The organism is Alteromonas sp. BL110, from assembly GCF_003443615.1.
GTDB lineage: Bacteria > Pseudomonadota > Gammaproteobacteria > Enterobacterales > Alteromonadaceae > Alteromonas.
Map to the genome: position 1 here is coordinate 1,401,837 of NZ_CP031967.1, position 25,663 is coordinate 1,427,499.

Annotated in this window: 23 protein-coding genes and 1 tRNA gene; 9 read left to right on the forward strand and 15 right to left on the reverse strand. The window is 44.4% G+C overall.

The genetic code is table 11. The annotated features are described in order from the left end of the window. Window positions 1–61: 61 nt before the first annotated feature. The 9 genes from D1814_RS19685 to D1814_RS19795 form a co-directional block, all read right to left on the reverse strand. The gene (locus tag D1814_RS19685; RefSeq protein ID WP_118490553.1) at window positions 62–1,273 is read right to left on the reverse strand and encodes a methyl-accepting chemotaxis protein; all 1,212 of its coding nucleotides are present in this window, start codon (window positions 1,271–1,273) and stop codon (window positions 62–64) included. 241 nt (window positions 1,274–1,514) lie between these two features. After that, the gene (locus tag D1814_RS06105; RefSeq protein WP_118490554.1) at window positions 1,515–2,561 is read right to left on the reverse strand and encodes a protein-glutamate methylesterase/protein-glutamine glutaminase; all 1,047 of its coding nucleotides are present in this window, start codon (window positions 2,559–2,561) and stop codon (window positions 1,515–1,517) included. Further along, window positions 2,536–3,165: a chemoreceptor glutamine deamidase CheD gene (gene cheD / locus D1814_RS06110; protein WP_118490555.1), complete on the reverse strand. Its 630-nt coding sequence runs from the start codon at window positions 3,163–3,165 to the stop codon at window positions 2,536–2,538. The genes D1814_RS06105 and cheD overlap by 26 nt, the downstream gene beginning before the upstream one ends. 13 nt (window positions 3,166–3,178) lie before the next feature. Further along, window positions 3,179–4,009: a CheR family methyltransferase gene (locus tag D1814_RS06115; protein WP_118490556.1), complete on the reverse strand. Its 831-nt coding sequence runs from the start codon at window positions 4,007–4,009 to the stop codon at window positions 3,179–3,181. A 3-nt stretch (window positions 4,010–4,012) separates the two neighbouring features. After that, window positions 4,013–6,916 (reverse strand): methyl-accepting chemotaxis protein, encoded by a 2,904-nt coding sequence (locus tag D1814_RS06120; RefSeq protein WP_118490557.1) that lies wholly within the window; start codon window positions 6,914–6,916, stop codon window positions 4,013–4,015. A 51-nt stretch (window positions 6,917–6,967) separates the two neighbouring features. Beyond that, the gene (locus D1814_RS06125; protein WP_025256887.1) at window positions 6,968–7,471 is read right to left on the reverse strand and encodes a chemotaxis protein CheW; all 504 of its coding nucleotides are present in this window, start codon (window positions 7,469–7,471) and stop codon (window positions 6,968–6,970) included. Next, window positions 7,468–9,642 (reverse strand): chemotaxis protein CheW, encoded by a 2,175-nt coding sequence (locus D1814_RS06130; RefSeq protein WP_118490558.1) that lies wholly within the window; start codon window positions 9,640–9,642, stop codon window positions 7,468–7,470. Before D1814_RS06130 ends, D1814_RS06125 begins: the two co-directional genes overlap by 4 nt. Before the next feature lie 38 nt (window positions 9,643–9,680). Beyond that, window positions 9,681–10,046, reverse strand: a complete 366-nt coding sequence (locus tag D1814_RS06135; protein ID WP_118490559.1) for a response regulator — start codon at window positions 10,044–10,046, stop codon at window positions 9,681–9,683. A gap of 57 nt (window positions 10,047–10,103) precedes the next feature. Beyond that, a complete protein-coding gene (locus tag D1814_RS19795; protein WP_442857722.1) occupies window positions 10,104–10,838 on the reverse strand; it encodes a methyl-accepting chemotaxis protein in 735 nt (244 codons plus the stop codon). Window positions 10,839–11,884: 1,046 nt separating this feature from the next. On the opposite strand from D1814_RS19795, the gene D1814_RS19540 reads away from it, so the two are divergent. Beyond that, on the forward strand, window positions 11,885–12,088 hold the full coding sequence (locus D1814_RS19540) for an HAD hydrolase-like protein (RefSeq protein WP_232368988.1): 204 nt from the start codon (window positions 11,885–11,887) through the stop codon (window positions 12,086–12,088). 181 nt (window positions 12,089–12,269) lie between these two features. Here D1814_RS19540 and D1814_RS06150 read toward each other — a convergent pair whose 3' ends face one another. Beyond that, window positions 12,270–12,779: a hypothetical protein gene (locus D1814_RS06150; RefSeq protein ID WP_118490561.1), complete on the reverse strand. Its 510-nt coding sequence runs from the start codon at window positions 12,777–12,779 to the stop codon at window positions 12,270–12,272. Window positions 12,780–12,976: 197 nt separating this feature from the next. Here D1814_RS06150 and D1814_RS06155 point away from each other — a divergent pair, with 197 nt between their 5' ends. Further along, window positions 12,977–13,243 carry a hypothetical protein gene (locus D1814_RS06155; RefSeq protein ID WP_118490562.1) on the forward strand — a complete coding sequence of 89 codons (267 nt, stop codon included), beginning with the start codon at window positions 12,977–12,979 and terminating at the stop codon, window positions 13,241–13,243. Between the two features lie 152 nt (window positions 13,244–13,395). On the opposite strand, the gene D1814_RS06165 is transcribed toward D1814_RS06155, so the two are convergent. Then, window positions 13,396–14,568 (reverse strand): MFS transporter, encoded by a 1,173-nt coding sequence (locus D1814_RS06165; protein ID WP_118490563.1) that lies wholly within the window; start codon window positions 14,566–14,568, stop codon window positions 13,396–13,398. Between the two features lie 102 nt (window positions 14,569–14,670). Between D1814_RS06165 and D1814_RS06170 the strand changes: the two genes are divergently transcribed. The 3 genes from D1814_RS06170 to D1814_RS06180 all read left to right on the forward strand — a co-directional run bounded on the left by D1814_RS06170 (window position 14,671) and on the right by D1814_RS06180 (window position 18,832). Then, window positions 14,671–15,564 (forward strand): LysR family transcriptional regulator, encoded by an 894-nt coding sequence (locus tag D1814_RS06170; RefSeq protein WP_118490564.1) that lies wholly within the window; start codon window positions 14,671–14,673, stop codon window positions 15,562–15,564. Between the two features lie 105 nt (window positions 15,565–15,669). Next, window positions 15,670–16,830, forward strand: a complete 1,161-nt coding sequence (locus D1814_RS06175; protein WP_118490565.1) for an MFS transporter — start codon at window positions 15,670–15,672, stop codon at window positions 16,828–16,830. 208 nt (window positions 16,831–17,038) lie between these two features. Beyond that, window positions 17,039–18,832 (forward strand): polysaccharide lyase family 7 protein, encoded by a 1,794-nt coding sequence (locus tag D1814_RS06180; RefSeq protein ID WP_118490566.1) that lies wholly within the window; start codon window positions 17,039–17,041, stop codon window positions 18,830–18,832. A 242-nt stretch (window positions 18,833–19,074) separates the two neighbouring features. Here the strand turns inward: D1814_RS06180 and D1814_RS06190 are convergent, their stop codons facing one another. From D1814_RS06190 to mutY, 4 genes are all read right to left on the reverse strand, one after another. Then, the gene (locus D1814_RS06190) at window positions 19,075–19,254 is read right to left on the reverse strand and encodes a DUF2986 domain-containing protein (RefSeq protein WP_071968065.1); all 180 of its coding nucleotides are present in this window, start codon (window positions 19,252–19,254) and stop codon (window positions 19,075–19,077) included. A gap of 389 nt (window positions 19,255–19,643) precedes the next feature. Further along, window positions 19,644–19,719, reverse strand: a tRNA-Phe gene (locus D1814_RS06195). A gap of 151 nt (window positions 19,720–19,870) precedes the next feature. After that, entirely contained in the window at window positions 19,871–20,143 is a 273-nt protein-coding gene (locus tag D1814_RS06200) for an oxidative damage protection protein (protein ID WP_025256893.1), read from the reverse strand. Window positions 20,144–20,201: 58 nt separating this feature from the next. Continuing rightward, window positions 20,202–21,269: an A/G-specific adenine glycosylase gene (mutY, locus tag D1814_RS06205; protein WP_118490567.1), complete on the reverse strand. Its 1,068-nt coding sequence runs from the start codon at window positions 21,267–21,269 to the stop codon at window positions 20,202–20,204. Between the two features lie 145 nt (window positions 21,270–21,414). Between mutY and D1814_RS06210 the strand changes: the two genes are divergently transcribed. The 4 genes from D1814_RS06210 to glgA all read left to right on the forward strand — a co-directional run bounded on the left by D1814_RS06210 (window position 21,415) and on the right by glgA (window position 25,583). Beyond that, window positions 21,415–22,119 carry an alpha/beta fold hydrolase gene (locus D1814_RS06210; RefSeq protein WP_118490568.1) on the forward strand — a complete coding sequence of 235 codons (705 nt, stop codon included), beginning with the start codon at window positions 21,415–21,417 and terminating at the stop codon, window positions 22,117–22,119. A 91-nt stretch (window positions 22,120–22,210) separates the two neighbouring features. Further along, window positions 22,211–22,930, forward strand: a complete 720-nt coding sequence (gene trmB, locus D1814_RS06215) for a tRNA (guanosine(46)-N7)-methyltransferase TrmB (RefSeq protein ID WP_118490569.1) — start codon at window positions 22,211–22,213, stop codon at window positions 22,928–22,930. Next, the gene (locus D1814_RS06220; RefSeq protein ID WP_118490570.1) at window positions 22,930–24,012 is read left to right on the forward strand and encodes a methyltransferase; all 1,083 of its coding nucleotides are present in this window, start codon (window positions 22,930–22,932) and stop codon (window positions 24,010–24,012) included. The genes trmB and D1814_RS06220 overlap by 1 nt, the downstream gene beginning before the upstream one ends. Before the next feature lie 146 nt (window positions 24,013–24,158). After that, complete coding sequence (gene glgA, locus D1814_RS06225; RefSeq protein WP_118490571.1) at window positions 24,159–25,583, forward strand: glycogen synthase GlgA; 1,425 nt, start codon at window positions 24,159–24,161, stop codon at window positions 25,581–25,583. Window positions 25,584–25,663 lie beyond the last annotated feature (80 nt).

The window sequence follows — 25,663 nt, forward strand, 5'->3', positions numbered from 1 at the left end:
AATCACCTTTTGAATTGTCAAAGTTGCTCTAAGCTTGCTTTGAAGCGATTTTTTGTTATCGCTAAAAAAGTTCCACATCACCTGCATCCATAGAAGTAGCAGAAACAGGGTTATGATCTGCCTGGCCTTTTTCCGTAAGCGAGTATTGATAGTTTTCTAGGTTTTCTCGCACACGTGCTGCACTTTCTGGGTTGAGCTCTGAAAGTTGCTCAACAATGAAGTCGATAATTTCGCGGGTATACGTGAGGTTTTGGCCATTTATATCGCCAAATTGAAGGCCGCGAATGGCTGCGGAAGTAGCGTCGGCAAGCTGTTGTCGAATGGCTTCAAGCTCGCTGGCCCCCTGTATATCGGCTTCCGCTTTTTTGATAATGCCCCTAAGCTGCGCGCTAATGGCACCTTTTGCATTGACTATATGAGAGATATCTTGGGAAGCCACCACTTCAGCCGTTTCAGTCAATTTATCGATAAGCGATTTGATATTTTCTATCTGGGTTTTAATCACATCGCTGAACTGCGTAGAACGGGTAGATAGCGCGCGAACCTCATCCGCAACAACGGCAAATCCGCGACCCGCCTCACCAGCGCGGGCGGCTTCGATAGCTGCGTTGAGCGCCAACAGATTGGTTTGAGAAGAAATATCGTCGATGCCGCTTAACGCTTCAATCACGGTAGGCATTGCTTGTTGAATTGTTTGAACTTGGGTTTCTAACGCTCTTGTAGAATCGGTCATTTGAGTGGTTGACGCGATAAATTGCGTTAGCGTTTTATCGGTGTCTGAGGCGAATGCGCGCATCTTGTCAGCGTAAGCGTAGTCACTGTCATCATCGTCTTTTAGCAAATTGTTTATACTTATTTCTTGCTGACCAAGCAGTGTCTGAAGCGAGATAAACGAGTTACTTAAAGTAGCGACCGCGTCGGTTTGTGTGGAAAAGATGTCGCCAATATTTAATGAAGTAACAGACAGTATTTCACTTGCGTCGGATACGGCACCCACCATTGAATCAGACGCTAGCGAAATCTCAATTGAAGAAGGTTCGTGAACTGTAGAAGGGTGCGCACCGTGTGTTTCTAATGCCTGACTTACACTTGTCACTTTCAGTAATACGAACAACAGAAACATAACGCAAGCAGAACTGAGAGCAAGGCCTAAATGCGAAACTGAAGTAAAGGATAAACTCCAGCTCCCTAACATCGTTAAAAATGCCACAATGAAAGCATTGCTCTTGCTAGAGAAGAAGTTGTCAAAATAATTTGCTGCTATGGCGACCACAAATACACCTCAATTGTTACCACCGCGTTAACGACTGTACAAAACACAATCAAATTATGGTCAAATTTCTCGCTTCAACAATTATACTTTTGAATATTTTTATTAATTTATTACTTTTGTGACATTTGCGACACGCGCAGTTGTGAGTAAAAAAATTGTAAGTGGATATAGGGGTAGAAATAGGGAAAGGAAAAGAAAGGATTGTGGGAGAAACTGAAGCAATAGGATGAGTAAGAACCACTCAAAGGCGACTACCCGCGCCTAATGCTTCGAGAGTGTCGAGTATAGCGTCAGAAATTTCTTCTAAAGGCTTAATGAAGCTTGCAGCCTTCATTTCTACTGCGGCTTTAGGCATGCCGTATACAACACAGGTTTTTTCGTCTTGGCAGAAGGTGATAGAGCCTTTAGTGTGCATATTTTTCAAGCCTTTTGCCCCATCACGCCCCATACCAGTAAGCAATACACCCACCGCGTTTGCGCCTGCATGCTCAGCGAGCGAATCAAACATGACGTCAACCGAGGGCTTGTGCCCCGATACCTTAGGCCCATCATCAAGGCTCAAGCGATAATCGGCACCACTTCGTTCTACTTTCAGATGTTTGTTTCCTGGCGCTAAATAGGCAAAGCCTGGCAACAATCGCTCTCCCCCCTGCGCTTCTCTTACGCTTATTTCACAAAGATTATCAAGTCGCTTTGCATAGGTGGTGGTAAAGCCTGGTGGCATATGCTGGGAGATCACGGTGGCGGGGGCATTGCGAGGAAAGTGCATGATGACATCTTTTATCGCTTCCGTGCCTCCCGTTGACGCCCCTATACCAATTATTTTCTCCGTGCCGGTATAGCGCATGGAGGCATGCTTAGTGCAGCGTGTTTCGGTGGGGTGACCTAACTTGGAGTGAGCAGCTGCTTTTATCTTTTCAATGATAACAGCGGCATATTCAGTCATACCTTGCGCGACACCTAACTTTGGCTTTGCCATAAAATCAACAGCTCCCAACTCCAGTGCGCGCAATGTTGCATCAGCACCTCGTTCAGTAAGCGTAGAAATCATCACCACCGGGGTCGGCATCGCCTTCATCATTACTTCTAGAAAACGTAGCCCGTCTACCTTCGGCATTTCAATGTCTAGGGTAATAACATCAGGTCTAAATTCTTGGACCATTCGTTTAGCTACGTAGGCGTCGGGCGCTGCGCCAACTAATGATAACCCAGGCGCTTTCCCGACGATTTCTGACAAAATTTGTCGTATTAAGGCAGAGTCGTCAACGACGAGAACTTTTATAGGCATGTGACTGTTCCGAAAATGAAATAACACCCGTTTTCGCTTGCTCAGAAAGTAAAACGCGATGCGTAGATTCACGCTCGTAAAGCGTAGCATTGTTGAACTCGCGAATTCGCTTCATATAAACTTTCCCGTCAACCGGAAAATAATAAATTTTGCGTGCATAAGTAGACAATAAGTCGCTGCTAATAAGGGGAATATTCGCATTATCTAAATACTCTGAGACAAACTCAGCATTTACTCGCCCAATGTCTTGCTGAACAAACCCTGGTAGCACCTTTCCGCCACCAAATGCTTTAGCCACCAGCTTGTTACGTCGCGCGCCCAAATGCACGAGCTGGTCTATCAGCATATTCATAGCGTGCACGCCATACTTTGTGGCAAGGCAGCCATCGAGATTACTGGTGAAGTTGAGATCGGGCAGCATGAAGTGATTCATACCGCCAATTTTCTTTTCTTGATCGAAAATACACGCCGCTACGCACGAACCGAGGATAGTGACCAGTGCTTTATCTGCAGCAGTTGCATAGTATTGCCCTGGTAAGAGCTTCACGGCCTCTTTTTGAAGTCGATTATCAAAATAACGTATGGGGTTTTCATCCTGACTCATACAGCTAATTCCTTTAAACAACGGGCCGGTAAATAGTCTTCCCCATGGGCGCAACCAGTTCAGGATACATAGTGAAATTTTCAGAGTGCCCTGCCACATACATGCCGTCGCTATGCATCAACTTCACCATGCGCGCTAAAATTTTGCGCTGCGTAGGTCGGTCGAAATAAATCATGACGTTGCGACAAAAAATTACGTCTATTGGCGCATCTAAGCACCAGTTTGGCGACATCAAGTTTAGTGGTTCGAACTGCACCATTTTTCGTAGCTCATCTACCACCCTTACTCTTCCGGTTTGTGAACCTTTACCTCTGTAGAAGAATTGGGTTTTATAATCGTAAGAAAGCTGACTAATACTGTTTTGGGCGTAAACGCCTTGGCGGGCCTTCTGCAACACTTTGCTATCAATATCGGTGGCAAGTATTTGTATATTAGGCGTAAAGGTGCCGAACACAGACGCCACCGTCATCGCGATACTGTAAGGCTCTTCACCCGAACTGCTCGCCGCGCACCAAATACGTTTAATTTGCGGACGCTTTCGAAGATGGTTAGCCAACGCCTCAAAGTGATGTGGCTCCCTGAAAAACGCAGTGAGATTGGTGGTAAGCGCATTAATGAAGTGCTCCATTTCATCTTCACAACTTCCAACATAAGCTAAATATTCTTTGAAGCTATTTATGTCGAGCGTGCGCAGCCGCCTTGCTAGGCGGCTGTATACCATCGCGTCTTTAGAGTCGGCTAGGTTAATGCCAGCTTGTTTAAAAAGCAGACCTTTTACGCGTTCGAAGTCTCTTCGACTATATGAAAACTCCCTTTGCGCGTCTGTGCTTTGTATGGCCGACATACACTAAAATGCCTCCCAATCCGACGCATCAGGCGCGGCTGGATTCAGCGCTTTAATCCGCTGTTTTGGCACTTCGCGCTCTTTAGGTAATGCGTGACTGCCATTTAAAGAGCGTACGTCAGAAACCTGTTCTGGTTTTCGATTATTTCCTACTTTGAAAACCGATACCCGCTGCGCAAGTTCGCCCGACTGCTGCCGCATACTGTCAGCGGCGGCCGCTGCCTGCTCAACTAGCGCGGCGTTTTGCTGGGTCATTTCGTCCATTTGAACTACTGCATTACTGACTTCTTGAATGCCAGTAGCCTGCTCAGATGATGCCGCAGCAATTTCAGACATGATGTCGTTAACACGCTTTATGGCTGTAACGATATTAGCCATGGTTTCACCAGACTTATTCACCAATACATTACCATCGCCAATCTTATCCACCGATGCGGAAATTAGCGCCTTAATGTCTTTTGCTGCCTCTGCTGAACGCTGGGCCAGTGTTCTTACTTCAGAGGCAACAACCGCAAATCCGCGACCTTGCTCCCCGGCTCTTGCAGCTTCAACGGCTGCGTTTAGCGCCAGTATATTGGTTTGAAAAGCAATGCCGTCAATCACACCGATAATGTCGGAAATACGCTGAGCAGAGTCATTAATCTCTCCCATAGTATGCACCACTTGCTCAATAACCTTGCCGCCCTCGGAGGCTACATCCGACGCTTGGCTTGCTAACCCTTTTGCTTGATCGGCATTTTCTGCGTTTAACTTCACTGTCCCCGTTAGCTCCTCCATGGCTGACGCTGTTTCTTCTAAGCTAGACGCTTGTTGCTCGGTACGACTGGATAGGTCGGCGTTGCCCGTGGCTATTTCATTTGAAGCAGTGTCGATGGTTTCCACAGCGGTGTGAATTTTGACTATGGTGTCGCGCAGCTCGCCAATAAAATGATTAATGGATTCACCAAGCACTTTAAAGTCGCCGTCTAAGGGCTCATCTATTGTTTTCAATAAATCGCCTTCTGTTAGGCTAGCCATAATAGATTTGATACTTTCTACTGCTAAGGTTCTACCCGTAACATCTGTCGCGTATTTCACTACTCTAAACGGCTTACCGTTTTGGTCTAAAATAGGGTTGTAAGAGGCTTGAATATAAACTGGTTTTCCTGATTTATCGAAACGCTTATATTCACCGCTAGCATAAACGCCTTGGCGCAACTGATCCCAAAATGCTGCGTATTCAGGGCTGTTTTTAAAGGCAGGGTCCACAAAAATGCTGTGGTGCTTACCTTTTACTTCATCAAGGGTGTAGCCCATCGCGGCTAAAAAGTTACTGTTCGCGTTCAAGATTACGCCTTCAAGGTCAAACTCAATGACCGCCTGAGACTTACTTATGGCGTTCAACTGACCTTCAAAGTAAGCATTTTTCAATTTATCTTCAGTAATATTAGTTGCGTACTTTACTACCCTAAACGGGTTGCCGTTCATGTCTTCTATAGGGTTGTACGAGGCTTGAATCCAAACACTTTTACCCGACTTACTTACGCGCTTAAACTCGCCAGAGAAGAATTTGCCTTCTTTAAGTTCAGACCAAAAACGTTGATATGAGTCTGTTTGTCTGTTTTCCTCATCTACAAATAACTGATGATGCTTACCTTTGATTTCATCTAGACGGTAACCCATGGTGTTGAGGAAATTGTCATTAGCGGTAATGATGTTGCCATCTACATCAAACTCGATGACCGCCTGAGATTTACTAATAGCTTTAATTTGCCCTTCGAAATACGCGTTTCTTAGCTTATCTTTCGTTACGTCGGTGGCAAATTTAACCACTTTAAATGGCTTGCCTGTACTGTCAAAAATGGGGTTGTAAGACGCGCGGATCCATATTTCTTTGCCGCCTTTTGCAAGGCGTTTGTATTCACCCTCGGTATGCTCTCCTGCTTTTAAACTCTGCCAAAAAGCGGCGTAATCTGAACTGAGCTTATACCTTGGCTCGACAAACATACTGTGATGCTGCCCTTTAATTTCTGACAAGCTATAGCCCATTGCGGCAAGAAAGTTTTCGTTGGCGTCTAAAATATTTCCCTCAAGGTCGAACTCGATTACGGCTTGAGACTTGTTAATTGCAATAATTTGCCCTTCGAAATCTGCATTTTTCTGTTTTTGCGCAGTAATGTCAGAGGCAAATTTAATGATGTAATCCACCTCGCCGTTGTCGTCAAATACAGGGTTATAGGTAGCTTGGATCCATACCTCGTCGCCTTGCTTATTGACTCTGCAAAACTCACCACTGTGTACGTCTCCGCTTTTAAGCTTTGCCCAAAACGCTTTATACTCATCGCTTTGTGCGTAGTCACTGTCTACAAAAATACGATGGTGCTTTCCGACTACTTCACCCTCGCTATACCCCATGGCGGATAAAAAGTTGTCGTTAGCGGATAATATTTCCCCATCTGTAGTAAACGAGATCACAGCTTGGCTTCGCATAATGGCATCGACCATGCCTTTATTGCGTTTATTTTCTGTATTGTCCCGCCACTCTGTGACGAAAAGCTGAGTACCGTTTTCGTCCACTGTTATTGCAGATGCACTTACGCAAAAGCTATGTTCAGCGAGTGAAACAAGCTGCTTTTTGTCACCTGAAGCATGGGTGAGTAAATAGGACGGATTTTCTGCTGAACTTGCACCAACAGTAATATCGTCAATATGCCTTCCTGATAATGTCGACTCGCCACTGCCGACAGAGAAGTCCTTGAGATAGGCTTTTGCCATGTGCAGGAATGCCGGCGTGCAGTAGTGAATAACCCCGGACTTGTCGATAACTAACAAGTTTGAGGCGCTAGCCTTTAAAATATTCGACTTTAATAGCGCGTCGTGTTTCGCTATTTTTAACTCTTCGCCGTTAAGAAAATTAAATACGCCCATAACTAATATTTCCCATTTTCAGGTGTTTCCGTTTAGTGGAGGACCTTGTTACTACGCGTCATCGTTAACGCTATCAGGTGCAACTAAACCCAGTTCTTCGCTGGTAATTAAGCTTTCGATGTTCACCAGAATGACCATGTTTTCATCTACATCGGCTAAGCCATGCAGATACCTACTGTCAAAAGCTACGCCAAACTCTGGTGGCGGAAGTACTTGCTCTTCAGACAAGCGGATTACATCGGATACACCATCTACCACGATGCCAACAATACGCTCTTGTATATTCAGCATTATCACAATTGTGAAGTCGTTATATGTGGCCTCGCCTACGTTAAACTTAATACGCAAATCCACGATAGGAACTATGTCACCACGTAAATTAATTACGCCTTTGATAAACGCCGGCGCATTCGCAATTTTGGTAACTTGTTCGTACCCTCTTATTTCCTTCACTGTGGTTATGTCCAAGGCGTAATGCTCATCGCCAAGTACGAAACTTAAGTATTCTTTGTCTTGTCCGCCGGTAACCGCTTGATGCAAGGCAGTTTCACTCATGAAAGTAACTCCTCTATTTGGCTGGAGGTGTAGGTTGTAGCAATGGAGTCTGCATCGATAATAAGTGCCACTTTACCGTCCCCCATAATGGTTGCCCCCGCGATTCCAGCCACTTTGCGGTAATGCTCCTCTAAGCTTTTAATAACCACCTGCTGCTGGCCTACTAACGCATCAACTAAAATACCAAAGCGTTTTTTACTGCTTTCAAGTAGCACCACAATTCCTTCTGTGGGAGAAAGCGCGGCGTCTTCTACTTCCATAAAGTCGTAAAGGGGCACTAAAGGCCAATATTGGTCTCGGATGTACAGTACGGTGTCGTTGCCCAAGGTTTTCAGCTGCTGCTTTGTAGGCTGGAAAGATTCAATAATATTTAAAAGAGGAATAACAAAGATTTGCTTACCCACTGACACACACATGCCGTCAACAATGGCCAGCGTAAGCGGTAGGTGAATGAAGAAAGCTGAGCCTTCCCCAGCACTCGATTCAATATCAATACGTCCGCCGATTGACTCGATATTGCGACGCACTACATCCATACCAACACCTCTTCCAGACACATCGGTAATGGCTTCGGCAGTTGAAAAACCGGGCTGGAATATCAACTGCCATACTTCTGCGTCTGACATATCATCAGATACATCAAGCCCGTTACTTCGCGCTTTATCGAGAATTTTGTCACGATGAAGACCACCGCCATCATCAATAATGCTAATAATAATGCTGCCGCCTTTTTGTTCGGCACTTAGAATAACCGTGCCTTTTTCTGGCTTGCCAGCAGCAGCGCGTTTGTTGGGCATTTCGATGCCGTGGTCGATACTGTTTCGCACTAAGTGAGTAAGCGGGTCGACAATCTTTTCAATTAAGCTTTTATCGATTTCCGTGCTGCCGCCTTGAAGCACAAGCTCTACCTGTTTACCTAGCTTCCCAGCGAGATCTCTTACTAAACGCGGGAAGCGATTAAAGGTTGCGGTTAGCGGGAGCATACGCATAGACATAACCGACTCTTGAATTTCCCTTGTGTTTCGCTGTAGCTCGTCAATAGCAAGCTGCAGCCGCTCGCCAACTTGCCCTTCAACGTCTTGCCCTATCATGGACAGCATTGACTGGGTGATAACCAGCTCGCCTACCAAGTTAACCATGGCGTCAATTTTAGTGGTATCTACCCGAATTGAAGCAGACTCTCGAGCAGTGCTTTTTTTCGCAGATGGTTTAGTTTTCTTATTAGCCGGTGCGGGGGTAGAGCCCGCCCCTGTTTGTGGTGCTTTTACATCGTTAGATGCTGGTGCAAGATTTTGAGATGTATTTGCATTTTGCCCTTGCGGCGCGCTACTTGTGTTTGGTGCAGTATTTATTTGACTCGCCGAAGGTACGTCTTCGAAAAAGCCAAAGCCTTGGCTTTCCTCTTTATTATCACTTTCAGCTTTTGCGGCTTCTGATTTTTCCGCTTGATATTCCAGACCATTACTTTGGGTTTCTTCATCATCGAAGAACCCAAAGCCGTCGTCAGCTTGGGGTGACGATTGGGGTGTTTCACTGTGTTGAAGGTCGCTATCATCCGATACGTCATCAAAAAACCCAAAGTCATCATCGTCTGCTTCGCTGCTTTCGCTAGATTGATTGTGAACAGGCTCTTCATCGAAAAAGCCAAAACCATCGTCAGTAGCTGAACTAGCCTCAGAGGGCTCATCATCAAAGAAGCCAAAGCTGTCATCCTCAGCACTTTCGGCTTGTTTACTTGCGCCTTCTTCTTCGCCTGTTCCATCCGGCGTAAGTTTAGCACTTTGCCCATTCATTACGTCGTTTAGTATTTTGATGCGCTCAACAATACTTTCTTGCGGAACTGGTGTTTCATCGCGGTAGGCATTTAGCGTGTCTTTTAAGACATCGAGAGTTTCTAAAAGTACATTGACAATGTCAGCTGTGACGCTAAGTTCATTGTTACGGGCTTTGTCGAGTAAATTCTCCATCACATGCGTTAAATTCATCAACGCATCAAAGCCGAAAATACCGCTTCCGCCCTTAATGGAATGAGCAGCGCGAAAGATACTATTGAGTTCTTCGGGATCCGGAGACTCGACGTCTAAGCTCATCAATAGCTGTTCCATATCGTCGAGGTGCTCATCGCTCTCGTCGAAAAATACGCTATGGAACTGTTCAATATCGATGCTCATTCTGAATCCTTCCAGACTTAAGGTATTAGAAGATGGGCTTAACCTAAGACGCGCTTAGTAACATCAAGAAGTTTGTTTGGGTCAAAAGGTTTTACCATCCAGCCTGTCGCACCTGCGGCTTTACCTTTTGCTTTCATATCGTTGCCCGCTTCTGTAGTAAGCATGACAATGGGAGTTCTGCTGTAGGCACCTAACCCACGTAAATTTTTTATAAGTGTAAGACCGTCCATACGAGGCATGTTTTGATCAGTGAGCACAAAGTTAAACTGCTGACTCTTACATTTATCCAGGGCTTCTTGACCGTCTTGGGCTGTGGTAACGGTATATCCGGCGCCCTTTAGTGTCATCTCTACCATTTGACGAATCGACACTGAATCGTCGACAACTAAAATATGTTTGCTCATATGCTCACTTCTCCAAAGTATGTCATTACTGACCGTGCTTCCTGTTCCTTTCTTAGCTTAGAACAATTCCACTTCTCCAGCGTCCATAGAGGTTGCAGACACCGGGTTGTGATCATTTTTACCTTTTTTTGCAAGCCCTTTTTGGTACTCGCTTAATGCATCGACGAAACTCTCAATATTGCCAGCATCTAACGTAGCCAACTGTTCTAGAATGAACGTAATCATGTCTTGGGTATACTGAATGTGTTGACCGTTTATATCCCCAAACTGCATCCCCCGGATAGCGGCGTTTATCGACTCATCAAGCTGTGACCCTATATCTTCAATTTGTTTAGTAGTAACAAGGTCAGCTTCTGCTTTTCTAATGATTTCGGCTAGTTGATCACTTATATGTGATTTAGCGTTAACTACCTGAGATATATCTTGCGAGGCTACAAATTCTGCTGTGTCGGTGAGCTTATCCACCAAGCTACGAATGTTCTCAACTTGGGTTTTAATGACGTCACTAAACTGTGTAGAGCGAGTTGATAATGCGCGTACTTCATCTGCCACCACCGCAAAACCTCTACCAGCCTCACCCGCCCTTGCCGCTTCTATCGCGGCATTTAGGGCCAACAAGTTAGTTTGCGCGGCAATATCATCAATGCCGCTAAGTGCATCTATAACTGTAGGCATCGCCTGTTGAATGGTTTGCACCTGTTCCATAAGGTGCTTGGTTGACGAGGACATTTGTTCGGTTGAATCGATAAACTGGGTCAGAGTTCCATCTGTTTCTTGTGCAAACGTACGCATGCGTTCTGAATACGATTGTGTCTGCGTACTATCAACGCTTAATAACGCGTCGATACATTGAATTTGCTGTGCAACAAGCGCTTTTAGGCTGCTAAAGGCATTAGATAAGGTTTCTACGGCGTCATCTTGCGTAGATTTAATGGACGATAAATTGGTATCACACGTGCTTAAAGATAGAGCAAGCTCGTCGCTCGCCTTCTTAATTTCAGTGCTATCTGCTTGTAAGCCTTGCGCCAGGTTTTCATTATTGGCGTAAATCTCTTCGACATCACCCGTCCCCTTTGCAGAAACGACAGCACTTATTATGACTATGCCTGTCAGTACCACTAAAGCTGTAACACCAGACACAAAAAAGAATAAAGCCCAAGAAGCAGCTATGCCTACTCCACAAAGTACATATATACTTTTTAAAGCCCCTTGCTGCGTTGAAGGTAAGTTATTAATTGACAAAAAAACTCTCCTTGAAAAAACACTGTGACTTAACACCAGCAGCACTCTTTCATACTAAAGCACGTTACTTATTAACGAATTACAAAGTACAGCGCTCGCCATTGCGAGCGCCAATAGGCAAAACCGCCTAACGCAAAGACCACATAACCTTGTTAGACAAGGTAGGTAACAAAGTTATGTTTAATTGTCTTTGCACACATGAAGTAAGCGTAGTACCCATTTTGAAAAGTAGGCAAGAACAAGCATAAGTTTTTTATAAAAAAAGCTCTCTTTGGCTTTAACTGCGTCTAAAAAGCGTAAACTAGTTCTTATCAGGCTTGTTTTCAGAGTATTTGGCGTCGTTCCACTATGCGACTATGCAGGGTGCTCTTTCTGAAATCGAAACATTCAAGTGCGCCTATGATGCACACCACTTCCTAGTAATTTAGCCATATATGCCATTATTAATTTTTGATTTCGACAAGTGCTTAACACCGAGCGATAGTGTAGGTGAAGACATTTTGTTACCTCTATTTACTGTCATTGAGTCAGATAAGCGTAACGATTTAACTCCCTCTTTAAGTCAAGAAATGCGTCTGTTTTTTTGAGGTAAGCCTTTGGACTATACGGTTGAAAAATATAATTCAGCTACGAATGAGGTATGGGTTATTGGAGACAGTAGGGAGTCCGAAATTAGTGCAGGTAATAGTTTAGGCATGAAAACGGTTCAGATACTTCGAACGGGCGTTAAAAAGCCACTAAAAGCACAATTCCATGTGTCTTCGCTTCAAGAGTTTTTAATTTTGGTTCAGATGTCGTAGCGCTTGTGTATTCGTCATTATCAATTACTAGAGGCGTTTATTGGCCTTTCAATTCCGCTTCATTCAGTTTAATAGAGGAAAATATCTGTTCAGTTTCGATTTTATCGATAAGCCCCACTAGGGGGCATTATCATGCCCAAATTCATCTATCTTGCGGATCTATTTAATAGAGGCCGATCAATTATGGCTCCAGACTATCAGTATCAGGCAAAGGTATGTACTTGTATCCAGTCAATACCAAAACTCCATCCACATAAGTATAAGTCCACTCCCTGGTTCCATCAGCTCTAGTCTGCTTGACTGTTTGCTTATCACCTTCTTTCGGTGCTGGATCAGGATTTGGAACACTGTTAAGAGTTTCAAAAGAACTATCGGCTCCTTTATTAGAATCTCCTACACCCGTACAGAAATGCTTCTTACTTATCAAAGTATAAGGTTCGTCAAGGTCAAAAGTGTTAGTGCTAATTGCTTCATACATTGCATCAATCAGCCCAGAACTAAGATTAGGGGTGCCTTTTTCCTCTACCACTTCAGTACTACAAACCGTTTTTGCTAATGTGGAACCAGAAAATACAATAAATGAAACCACGAAGAGTGATACATAAGTACCTAATTTGACTAATTTTGGCGACTTCGAACGTGTTCGATGGCTTTTATTCGATGATAGAGAATTATGAATATACTTAGGCATTATAATTAAAACTCCCTCTTAATTTAAATTGTGAAAGTCCGCAACTAAAGCCTAGTCGTAGCCCATGCATAAAGCAAAACGCATTAAATCAAACCTCGACAATTAAGTGCATGAAATTACTTAGATTAAAAATCAACAAGTACACCACTCGCTAAGTTAAGTACCCTTTCGTATGCTCTTACGCAGCAACCTTTGTAATGGAAAAAAATAACACTGCGTTTTCTATAGATAGAAACGGTGGAGCGGTTGTTGGACAGCAACCCTATTTATGGAACACGAATCTCAACAATGCTAACCAGCAGCGGGTGCAGATTAGTCATGGAGATGGCTATTACTCATATAAAAAAAAGATACAAACCTTTGCTGGGAAGGTGGTAGCGGCCATGGTAGCTATCCTGCGACCAATATTATTGACGGTAATACCGACTTTTCATCACGGTGGGCTGGTAGCGGCTCGCCAGTAAATTTAACTAGTTTAGCTTAACGAAACCACTACGATATCAGAAGTTGGCATAGCTTGGGGTCGAGGCGATACGCAGGCATACACATTTGAAATATACGCACGCCCAGGAACTTGCGGCTCTTGGACGAAAGTCTTTGATGATGTGAGCAGGTTTTAGTCGCTATTTGTGTCTAACGTGCTAGCAAATGTCGTCAGGAAAGTACCTATCGATATGCACACTGCCACCGCTGAGAAAATCAGAAATACTAGGTTCAGATTTAGAGGAAGAAAATCGATAATAGACGTGAAAAATTGACCGGCAAACACGGCCATCGCAAAGTACGACAGGTTTCGCCCTCGGTTCCCCTCTTGGCTTATTTCTACCGTAGCATGATTGAGTAGTGGTATTGATAAACCAAAGCCGCCACCTGCAAATGTCGCTGCTAGGATTATAGTCTGGATCTCACTAAACATACCGAAAATCAACAGCGCTGCGCCAAAACAAAGAAATGAAAGTGACAGTGTTCTTTTCTCAGTTATTGCTTTAACAACACGGGGCAATATCAAAGCCGCAAAGACAGCAACCAGCGAAATATACGATAAAATATAGCCAATTTGCGCTTCTGAGTAACTAAGCGCTTCAAGGTGTTGAGGTAGAGAGACAACCATACTGAAAAATAGGATCATCGCACATATAGCAAAACTTAGAATTGATTTAATGCTAGTTGGATTTGTTGCAGTGTGTTCCACTTTAGTGCGGCTAGCGCTAACTTTTGAAACGGATAACTTAGATTTGCTGGGTACAGAAAAGATGATTAAAAAAGCACACACAGCAGCAATTCCATATAGTAAAAACGCGGCTTTCCAATGAACTTGCGCAAGTAATCCACCAATAAACAGGAAAATAACGCCACCAAGCTCAATAGCCATTCCCTGTTTTGCAATCATTTTTAAACGCGCTTCACCATCGTACCATTGGGATATAAGGGCAGTTCCTGACGCCATAACACCAGCGGCAAACCCACCCAATATAATGCGGTTAGCAGCAACCGCCGCTTCACCGCTAAGCAGGACGACAGATACGCCAACTACGCAGTAGCTCCATAAGCTAAATAGCAGCGTTTTTCGCGCGCCGTGTTTGTCTATCCAGCGTCCAAAGAAATGAGCGAAGACAATAGCGCCAAGCGCGGGTAATGTGATGAGTAACGATGGATATTCGGTGAAGTACAACCCTTCGGCTATCGGAATCAGCCCCGGTGCAACAGCTGCTCCAACCATAATTGTAAGGGTGGCGCATAAGAGCAATGTAAATTCACCGGTGCGCGAAAGGTTATTAGAGATATTCATAAAGTGCTCCCTTTGTATTGAAACTAGGCGCAATGGTAACGGCTTGCTAGCCATCCCTTAAATGATATTATTCAATCTCATTAATCTCAAAACGGCATAAGCATGAATTTTAAGCACCTTAAATCATTTATTGAAGTTGCGCAGAGTAAGAGTTTTTCAACCGCGGCTACTCGGCTTCACACAGTGCAAAGTGCTATAAGCCGCCATATTAATGCTTTAGAAGAAGATTTAGACGTGACCTTGCTATTGCGTAATACCCGCACGGTTGAGCTAACTGAAGCAGGCAAAAGTTTTTTTAGCCACGCTCTGGCTATTGTTAAGCACTGCAGCGATGCCAAAGAAGAGGCGAAATTAGTGCAGAGCGGACACAAAGGTTTACTTAGAATTGCTTATCTTAGCTCTTCAACAGCGCATTTTTTGCCAGACATGTTACGCCAGTTTTCCAAGCAGCATGCAAACGTAAAAGTGAAAATTAGCGAAATGACAGTGGCTGAGCAACTTCAAGCACTTAGTGAAAACTCTATTGATATAGGATTCTCACGCCCAGCATCAAATACATACAAGTCATTGCTACAGGAAAAGTCTGTTGCTTATGACCCTATCCAAGCTGTGGTATCAGATGAGCATGAATTGCGAGCGCTAAATGAAGTTTCGCCGGAGATTGTGGCCGAGCATCCGTTGGTTTTGTTTTCAAGAACACATGCGCCTGACCAATTTGATAACCTGATGGCATTATTTCACGAACGAAACTTAAGTGTAGATCTAGTAAGTGAACCCCATTCGATGCAAGCTTTACTGACAGAAGTAGCAAGTGGCAATTGTGTCGCGCTTGCTCCTAGCTGTGTTCAGAACTTGCAAACCTATGGCTGTACTTTCATCCCTTTGAATCCCGGCATGAACGTTAAGCTTTGTATGCATTGGTCCAAACAGCCATCAGCCGTGACTAGCGCCTGGTTAACCTGGTACGAAGAGCATGAAGGAACGTTTCGTATCTGATAGCCACTTATGTCAGTACGAGATTAAGCCTCTCCATTAATATCATTTCTAGTATAAGTTGTGGGCGCGTACAATTTTTCCATCAATAAGACATGGGAGATTGTTTTGCCATCCTCTTTTTCAGAACTTACCAAAAAACAGCTTTTTTTATTAGCTTGCGCCGTTTCAGCAACTGCAGCTAACCTTTATTACACCCAACCTATACTGCCTTTAATAGGCAAAAGCCTAGGTGTTAAAGAAAGCGCACTTGGCACCATTCCCGCTCTTGCGCAAATAGGATATGCCATGGCGATTATTTTCATATCACCTTTAGGCGATGTCCTAGCAAGGCGCAAAATCATTGCGGTGCTCTCAGTTTTACTGTTTATTGGAGCGTGTATCGCATCAGTTTCCAGTCATATCGTGATGCTAGGTGTAGCGTGTGTATTAATTGGCTTAAGTGCCAATATTACTCAGCAAATCATCCCCCTAGTGGCATCTATGATGAGTGCCGATAAAAAAGGGCCAGCCATTGCTACCGTAATGACGGGGCTTACCGTAGGCATTTTACTCTCTCGAACCGTCAGCGGCGCGATAGCAACTCACTTTGGATGGCGCGCGGTTTTTGTAATGTCTGCACTTTTAGCTGGCATAGTGGGCCTAATGCTGTACCGCATTTTACCCAATCGAAAGCCTACCCTTTCTATGTCATATACGGCGCTGTTAAAAAGCTTGCTTCAGCTTTTTAACGAGCACAAAACGCTACGAAAAGCGACCTATACCGGCATGATTTGGTTTGCAGCTTTTAACGCATTGTGGGCTACATTAGCGCTACACGTCAGCGAAGCCCCCTTCTATTTCAATGCTCAACAAGCGGGTATGTTCGGCATAGTCGCTTTGGCCGGTGTTGCAGGTGCTAAATTAGCGGGCAAATGGGTAAACCAAGTAGGGGCAGCACAAAGCGTTTCCTTTTCAATTCTTGTTATCATCTCAGGGTTCGCCCTTTCAGCTTTTACTCAGAACATCCTTTGGGGGCTAGTTGCAAGCATTGTACTTATCGATTTTGGCGTATTTAGCGCCCAAGTTGCTAACCAAGTCAGAGTTTTTTCCATAGATGCACAAGCGCAAAGTCGTGTGAACAGTGTATACATGTTGGGCTATTACATTGGCGGTGCTGTAGGTTCATCTGCAGGCGTGAAGCTTTATGCTCAATTCGGCTGGAACGGTGTTTCAGCGATTGCCTGTGTCTCTTTGATCACGAGTCTTACTATTAACCGTTTAAAATAAAGTTAAATTGGTAATACCAAAATATTTATAGAAAAATATCATAAAATAAAAATAAGTAATATTTTCATTTATTTATACTTGATAATAAAAATAAATATCATTGTTATTTTGATCTATTTCAAATATGCACTTACATTATGTTAACCAATTTTATACAAATTGGCATTAAATTGGTTATACCTTTTAATAATTAAGTAAGGATTTAATAATGAAAGTTGCCTTTACCCTACCTTGTGCATTGCTAGCTATTGCCGCTACTAATGCGCACGCAGCAACCTTTGTAATGGAAAAAAATAACACTGCGTTTTCTATAGATGGAAACGGTGGTGCTGTTGTTGGCCAACAGCCCTATTTATGGAACACGAATTTCAACAATGTTAACCAGCAGTGGGTGCAGATTAGTCATGGCGATGGCTATTACTCATATAAAAAACAAGATACAAACCTTTGTTGGGATGGTGGTAGCGGCGGCTCTAATGGCCAAGCTATAACTTTAGAACCTTGTGATGCATCGAATTACGATCAACATTGGGAAAAAATAAAGGTGTTTAGCGGCACAGAAATTTATCGCTTCGAGAAGCGTAACGCCTCTGGCTATTCGATTGATGGAGGAAACGGCGCAACGAGACAACAACCGCTATATCTTTGGTCTTCCAACAACAGTAATGTAAACCAACAATGGGAACTAACTCGAACAGACGCAGATTCGCCATCTACGGGCAATGCTGGGAACTCTGTGACAATTAACACCGCTTTTGACGATGGTAGCGGCCATGGCAGTTATCCCGCGACCAATGTTATTGACGGAAATACCGACTTCTCATCACGTTGGGCAGGTAGCGGCTCGCCGGTGAATTTAACGGTTCAGCTGAACCAAACCACTACGGTATCTGAAGTTGGTATAGCGTGGGGACGAGGGGATACGCAGGCTTACACGTTTGAAATATATGCGCGCCCGGGAACTAGCGGGTCGTGGACAAAAGTATTTGATGACGTGAGCAGTGGAAATACGTCCGATATTGAAGTTTTTGATATTGATGATATTGCAGCTCAACAAATTCGCATCAAAACGTTTTCTAACACAGCAAATTCAACTTGGACGAATATTACAGAAGTTGAAGTCTATGAAGGCGGCTCTGTTACGCCTCCGACATCAAACCCTTCATTAGATCCAAGCGCGCCACCATCAACCAATTTTGATTTGTCTCGTTGGTACCTCAGCATTCAAACCGACGATGATGGCAATGGAAAGGCAGATTCAATTAAAGAAGACGAACTTAACGCAGGTTTTGAAGATAGTCGTTTCTTTTATACGGCTAACGATGGTGGAATGACATTTAGAAGTGAAATAGATGGTTATAAAACATCAACTAACACTAGCTATACTCGTTCTGAGCTCCGGGAGATGCTAAGGGCAGGTGACACTTCTATAGATACGCAAGGTGTTAATAAAAACAATTGGGTATTTAGTTCTGCGCCCTCTTCTGCACAGAATGCGGCAGGCGGTGTTGATGGGAATATGAAAGCTACTGTTGCTGTTAATCACGTAACCACAACGGGCGATAGCGGGCAAGTAGGTCGTGTGATCATAGGGCAGATACATGCAGATTCAGATGAACCGGTACGCCTTTACTACAGAAAACTACCAGGACATGACAAAGGCTCGATTTACTTTGCCCATGAGCCTGGCAATGGCAATGCCGAGCAATGGTATGAAATGATTGGTTCACGCTCTAGCTCAGCAAGTGAGCCTAGCGACGGTATCGCACTGAATGAAGTGTTCAGTTACGAAATTGACGTAACGGGCAACACCCTTACCGTTAAAATATTGCGCGAGGGTAAACCTACGCTAACTGAAGAGGTGGATATGAGTAATAGTGGTTATGATGTTGCTGATGACTACATGTACTTCAAGGCAGGCGTTTACAATCAAAATAATACGGGCGATGGTGATGATTATGTTCAAGCGACCTTCTATGCGCTTGATGTAACGCATGACTAAATAACCCTTGAAAGATAGCCAGCTTCATTACAAGCTGGCTATATCGTTACTTTATCTTTTTATAATTCAAAATAGTGCGAGACAAAACAGTTCGTTAGGGTGTATTACCCGGATAGCATTCCAAAATCGATAACGGTGTTTCACTGTGGCATTTGTACTCGAAATTGCTCACCCCAGCTGGGCAGAAAAATCGGTCCCATTGTTTAAGCTGGGTAACTTCATCGCCAATTTTGCCCGCTATTTTATCTGTCGACTGGTTTAGTACTTTTTTCTGTCACAGACAATTCATCGTGCTCTTGTTCTGCAAGCTTTGCCCGTTCCGCTTTAGAGATGTAAGCTGGCTTATTACTTTTATGAAGTTTAGCCTTAGCTTTCTTATCTTTTTTCTTAAGTTTAGTGAAAATTTTCTTACGACGATTCATACCCTGCTCTCAAACTCTTTGCATATAGTCTTCGCATTATACGATGCGAAGCGCTAAAGCTGCCATCCGAGTATTTACAAAAACGATTTCAAACTAGGGGAAAGGATTTGGAATCAAAAAAGCCCTCGCATTTCTGCAAGGGCTTGAATGATGGTGCCTCGACCCGGGATTGTAACGCGCGGCGCAGCCGCAGGGACACGTTAGCGTGTGCCTGGTTCTTCAACCGCCGGAATCAAAAAAGCCCTCGCATTTCTGCAAGGGCTTGAATGATGGTGCCTCGACCCGGGATTGTAACGCGCGGCGCAGCCGCAGGGACACGTTAGCGTGTGCCTGGTTCTTCAACCGCCGGAATCAAAAAAGCCCTCGCATTTCTGCAAGGGCTTGAATGATGGTGCCTCGACCCGGGATCGAACCAGGGACACGCGGATTTTCAATCCGCTGCTCTACCAACTGAGCTATCGAGGCTGAAACTTGTTAGCGTTCTAGGCGTTTACTGCCTGTCCTGCTGTGGGTGCGTATTAAACGGTTTTCGCCTTCACAAGTCAACCGTTTTTCTCGCTTTTTTTGCGCTTTTATTACTGTTTGCGCATTGTTTGCTCAAAAAACGCTTTTTTGCTTATTTTTCAGGCGGAACGTAGCCTTCAATCGTAGGTTCTACGTCGTCAAACAAGTAGGCCGACATTTTTTCTTCCAAAAATGAACGGGCATTCGGCTCCATCATATTTAACTTATGTTCGTTAATTAGCATGGTTTGCTTCTTTTGCCATTCGGCCCATGCTTCTTTAGAAATGTTGTCGAAAATACGCTTACCCAGCTCACCTGGATAAAGTTGGAAATCTAAGCCGTCTGCTTCTTTTTGAAGCTTGCGACAAAATACCGTTCTTGCCATGTTATTTCCTTTCGTTCGCTATCTGCTTAGCAATTAATATAAGGCTACCTTTACAAGCCTAACGCACTAACTGCTGAATTATCTTGGTTGTAGGTGCCGCTAAACCAACTTCAATAGGCTCGTTCAACGAAAACCAGCGATATGCCGTTTCAGCTACGCGCTTTGTTGGAGCAGAGTTTACCACGGCCATTACCGGGGTGATATCTAAATGAAAATGACTAAAGGTATGGCGGAAACCTTCAAGCTCTCGGGTTTCTTCGACACTGATCCCCCGCTTGTTAAGCTGCTCAAGCCCCTCTTCTATTGAAGATACCTCAACAAAGCCATACAAACCGCCCCACAGTCCTGTCGAGGGACGCTGTTCTAAATACACTTGGCTGTTAAACTGTGCCACCATCATATAGGTAGATTTCTCGGGCAGCGTTTTTTTCGGTTTTTTACCTGGATACTCAGTTTGCGCGCCTTGGGCGTAGGCAATACAGTCGGCTTGAAGCGGGCATTCATCACACTTTGGCTTGCTTCGCGTACAGATCATTGCGCCCAAGTCCATCATTACTTGGGTATAGCTGGCACAACGTCCGCCTTCTGGGTTGGTAGGTGTGTTTTTCTCGGCCACCTCCCAAAGCTGATTTTCAACTTTTTTCTGCCCCGGCCATCCGCCTATTGCGTAGTAACGGGCCAATACACGCTTTACATTGCCATCTAAAATAGCAAAGCGCATATTGCGAGACAGCGACAATATAGCACCAGCCGTTGAGCGTCCTATGCCGGGCAAATCCATTACTTCTTCAAGACTGTAAGGAAATTCACCGTCGTACTTATCCACCAGTGTATTTGCCGCTTTGTGCAAATTTCTTGCTCTTGCGTAGTAGCCAAGCCCCGTCCAATGGTGAAGCACGTCGTCCTGAGACGCCTTAGCTAAGTCATGTACGGTGGGAAATGACGCCATAAAACGTTCGAAGTAAGGAATTACTGTAGTAACCTGGGTTTGCTGCAGCATAATTTCCGACACCCATACTTTATAAGGCGTTACGTCTTGCTGCCAAGGCAAATGCTTTCGCCCGTGCTTTTCAAACCAGGCAAGCACTCGCTCTGCAAAGCTTCCTGAATATTGTTGTTCTGTCATAATTATCTATATGGGTAGTTGCTGCTGATTCTTTTACTAATAAAGGTTAGCGCCACAAAGCTTAATGCTTTCTTTCTAACGACCATTCATTAACAAGCGCGCTATGGTAGCATGTAACTAGCTAGTTTAATGTTAAGGAGCACACGTGTCTGTGCAGCACCCTGTTTTGTTTTTTCCCGGTACACTTTGCGACGAGCGCGTATTTTTACCGCTTTGGCGTAAGCTAAACATTCCGCAACGTCGCTATGTGCCACTCCAGTGGGCAGCATCGCAAGAAGAAATGCTGGCATTAAGTGAAGACCGTATTCTCGATAACGAAAAAGTGCACCTAGTAGGTTACTCCATGGGTGGGTTTATTGCGGCACTAGTCGCACAGCGCAACCCTAACAATGTAGCCTCTGTTACGCTGATAGGTTACAACCCAGAAGGCTTGTCGAAAGAAGAAATTGCCAAACGTAAGCAGCTGACTACTATGCTTAAGCAAGGAAAGTTTAAACCCGACAATGATGCTTATCTCTCGCGGTTTATTCACCCTTCTCGTTTAGAGGATGAAAACGTGGCTGGCGTTGTAAGATCAATGGCTCAGGATTTAGGTAAAACAACGCTTCTTAACCACACGCTCGCCACAACACCACGAGAGAGTACCGTAAAAGCACTGGCGAAGATCAATGCGCCATTAACGTTAATTACCGCTCAGCAGGACGCGATTGCGCCAGCAGATGCAATACAACGACTTAAAAGCGTATTGCCTAAAGCAACTTTCCATACCATTGGTGATGCCGGACATATGCTGGTGCTTGAGCAAACTGACGCCGTAGCGTCTATTATTGCGAAACAAATTAGCGTATAAAATTACATCATATTTACCACTATAGCGTTGCATAAGCCGTGGGTAAGTGGATAATGCGCCACCAGAAAATTGGGTTAGAAAGGCATTGCAAATGAGGCAATTCAAAAGTCAGGCGGAAGCAGAAGCCGCTGGAGTATACGTAAGTAAAGTAAAGAGCTTTGTTAAGCGCGAAGGCAGACTTACAAAAGCACAAGAAAAAGCACTAGCAGATTACTGGCCAACCAAAGGCATAGACTATGTTGACGCCCCCTTGTATTTACCAGAGGTGTTTGGCCGAGACGCAGAAGTGGTTGTGGAAATTGGCTTTGGCATGGGTAAATCTCTAGTTGAGATGGCGGCAAACGCACCTGAAAAAGATTTTATTGGCATTGAAGTACATCGCCCTGGCGTAGGTGCATGCTTAGCTGACGCCAGTGAGCAAGGCGTTGAGAACTTGCGTGTAATGGAGCATGACGCGGTTGAAGTGCTGAAAAATATGATCCCTGATGGCTCATTGAGCCGCCTGCAATTATTTTTCCCAGATCCGTGGCACAAGAAGCGTCACCACAAGCGTCGTATTGTACAGCCCGAGTTTGTTGAATTAGTTCGCACCAAGTTAGCTATTGGCGGCTGCTTTCATATGGCAACTGACTGGGAACAATACGCTGAACACATGCTAGACGTTATGACCCATGCTGAGGGCTACACTAATACCGCAACCGATGGCGATTATGTGCCTCGTCCGGACTACCGTCCAATTACTAAGTTTGAAACTCGCGGTCAGAAATTAGGCCATGGAGTGTGGGATCTAATTTTCGAGCGAACTAAGTAATGATTTTATCTCCTCAAAGTCAGCTGTTAGAACGTAATATTGCGCTTTTCGATGAAGGCCAGTGGGCATTTATTAACCCTGCTGACGCGTATTTCCTAGACGGCCTTAAATCGCAAGAAGTCACGGTTCTTCACCAGTATTTCGATATTTTTTCGGAATGCGTGCGCGTCATACCTTCAGTATCGTTTGATAGCAGAGACATTACACACACAGGCTTTGAGGTGACGCAAAAGGTTGGCAATCATACGCATATTTTTGCGCCTTTCTTGGCTTTAGAAAAATCTCACAGTGACGTGATGATTTTCTTACCCAAAGCAAAAACCCATTTTCAAATGTTATTGCGAATGGCCGCAAGTATGGTCGGCCAACATGGTCGCATTCATGTGGTTGGTGAAAACAAAGGCGGTATTAAAAGTGCTGCTAAATTAATGCAACAATATGGCCCTACACAAAAGGTTGATTCGGCGCGCCACTGCAGCCTGATTACCGTCATGGTTGAAGAACCCCACCTTGCCTTTGAGCCCGATGCTTGGCTTGACATGAATACCTATCAAGTTGAAGGTACAGAATGGCAAGTATCCTCAATGCCTGGGGTATTCAGCTACAAAGAGCTGGATGCGGGAACAGAGTTGCTGCTTGAAAAGCTTTCGGCGTCACTGAGCGGTGATGTATTAGATTTCGCGTGTGGCGCCGGCGTGATTGGTAGCTACATTATGCTGAAATACCCGCATTTAAAGCTGCACCTTACCGATGTGAGCGCCCTTGCGGTGTATTGTAGTGCTTTGACCCTAGCTGAAAACGGGTTGGCAGCAACCTTATATGCTGCGGATGGTTTACATGGGTTAACTCAAAAAGTACAGCATATTGTGACCAACCCACCGTTTCACACTGGCATTAAAACCGACTACACCATTACGAAGCGATTTATCTCAGACGCAAAGGCAACCTTAAGCCGTGGTGGCACTATGCAAATGGTGGCAAACCGATTTTTACCCTACCCTGGTTTGCTTGCTGAGCACTTCCAAACGGTTTATACCACAGCACAAACATCGCAATTTTCTGTTTATCAGGCTGCATTGTAATTAAAAAAGCCATTGGCTTATGCTAACTTAGCTTTTCTACCTGTTGCTTATGCCATTGTGAATACTTCACAATGGCACTCAGCGCTTTTCGTACACTAAACTTAAGCATTACGAGTGCACTACATGTACGCTCTGGGAGATTACCTGTGAATATTGTATTTGCTATTTCAGAAGTTGAAGAGTTGGTCAAAACTGGCGGACTTGCTGACGTTGGCAAAGCGCTCCCTCTCGCACTACATAGTTTGGGCGAAAGCATCACGATAATAATGCCTTATTACCAAGTGTTGGCAGAGCAATTAAACCTGCCCACGGTAACCGAGCAACAAACACTGTTCACTGAAGGGCAAGTGTACCACTTCGATATTCGCTACATGCAATGGCACGACATTCCAATTTACTTTGTAGACGCGCCTGATTACTTTATGCGTGAGGGACTATACGCCAACGCCTTTGAAGCTTACGAAGACAATGGTGAGCGCTTTAGTTTATTCAGCGGCGCTGTTCTACAGACGCTTAAAGCGATTGATAAAAAGTCGGATATTATTCACTGTCATGACTGGCACACGGCCATGCTTCCGTTTTTACTTACTCACGACAAATCTGGGTATTTCGATAACACCAAAACAGTATTCACTATTCATAATGCCGCTTTCCAAGGCGTACATAAACTAGAAACCATCCCGTTTCTTCGGCATCACCCGAACATCTTGGCGCAGGTACATGGCGGATACATCAACATGTTGCAAAGCGGTATTGAGTTTGCCTCGAAAGTGACGACTGTAAGTCCTAACTATGCAAGGGAGTTGCTTACCGACTTAGGCAGTCATGGGCTTCACGAACGTCTTGTTAACCGTCAAGCCGATTTAAGCGGCATTCTCAACGGATGTGATTATACGCAGTGGAATCCCGAAACAGATACATTTCTACCAGAGCACTACAGCGTAGAGAACCTTCATCCAAAAACGGCCTGTAAGCGAGTATTGCAAGAAAAGTCAGCACTGCCTGAGAATAGCAACATCCCACTTATTGGAATGGTCTGCCGCCTTACAGAACAAAAAGGCTTCGGGTATATACTGCCCATTTTAGACGACCTTATTAAGCATAACATTCAAATGGTCATTGTAGGTACTGGCGACCCCAAAGTATGTATGGACCTTGGTGAATTTGCTCAACAACATCCTGACAAATTTTCATTTATTAATGGGTTTAGTTCAGAGCATGCACACTTAGTAGAAGCTGGCGCAGACTTTTTCCTTATGCCTTCACAGTTTGAACCATGTGGATTAAATCAAATGTACAGCCTGGCTTACGGCACTATCCCTATTGTGCGCTCAGTAGGAGGGCTTAAAGACACAGTCATCGACTATAGCAACGATAGTGAAGGTACGGGATTTGTGTTTGATGAACCTACGCCCCGTGCTTTGTTAGCTTGTATTCGTCGGGCTCTACTGGCTTTCTATGAAGATGCGGCCCAGTTCAGAGCAATGCAACAACGAGGTATGCGAACCCGCTTTACGTGGGAAACGTCAGCTAAAAGTTATCAGCAGCTGTATTTATCGGCGACTAACTAGACGCTAATTTGTTGTTCTTTTATCGTTTTGTACCGTTTTTTAACTGTGTCTTTTATCATAGTTAGCAACGACAAAAGCGC